1 protein-coding gene is annotated in these 958 nt (G+C 48.4%); it reads right to left on the bottom strand.

The window, feature by feature from the left end; translation table 11 throughout:
• On the bottom strand, positions 1-958 hold a 958-nt coding region (locus ACS8FD_RS17440; protein WP_459252144.1), incomplete at both ends, for a beta strand repeat-containing protein.

Below are 958 nucleotides of genomic sequence, written 5' to 3'. Positions count from 1 at the left end.
GATCACCAGTCACCGCTTCAGTTGAACCTGCGGCAACGTTGCCATTAGAAAGGCCACTTAAGGTACGCACGCCATCAGTGCCAGTAAAGTTAACGCTGGTACCACCAGTAGCAGCACCAACAGTGATCGCACCTGTACCAGCATCTTGACGGACGATACCGGTACGACCAGCGTTGATGTCGTCGATATCGCTGGTGTTGGTATCAATATCTGTTCTGTTGGCTGCAACGTTTTGATTGGTAGTGTTTAATTGATCACCCGTCACTGCATCACTTGATCCAGCAACGACAGTGCCGTTGGATAAGTTAGTGATCTTATCACCGCCTACATCTAAACCAGTAGCTGTGCTGGTCAATACCGTATTATTAGTGGCATCACCAATAGTTGCTTGGGTGACACTAATGTTCTCTGCTAAGTCGTAGTTAATGCCATTATCGACAGTATTGGTCACAACTAGGTTGCCGTCGGTATTTGTGAAGTTGACGCTTTCACCAAGTTGAACGTTATCATTAGTACCACCAGCCGCACTGATATCAAAGCCCTTTGCAATATCAGTGGTATTCGTAGTGGTACGAGTATCTAAATTACTAAGAGCGCCACCAACGTTGTTGACCGTGGTATTGGAGCCAGTATTAGTCCCGTCATCCAAGGTATAGGTTGGGGCAGTATAGGTATCAGTTGCTGCATCATAAGCAGCATTGCCGCCTAATGCAGCTAGGTTGCCTGCTGAGCGGTTATCGTTATCAGTGATGTTGCTGGCATTGGTGGCAACATTGCTATTGGTAGTATTTAATTGACCCACGTTCACCGCATCATTGTCAGCCGTACCGGCAGCAACGCCTGTTAGTTGACGGTCATCACCTGCTGAATTGGTAAAGTCAACGCTAGTACCGCCCGTTTGAGCGCCAACGGTAATCGCGCCTGTGCCTGCGTCTTGACGAACAATACCGGTGCGGCC

It is taken from the genome of Psychrobacter sp. 1U2 (assembly GCF_051847575.1).
The sequence above is the reverse complement of the archived record's forward strand: the minus strand, read 5'-3'. Positions and strand labels throughout refer to the sequence as shown.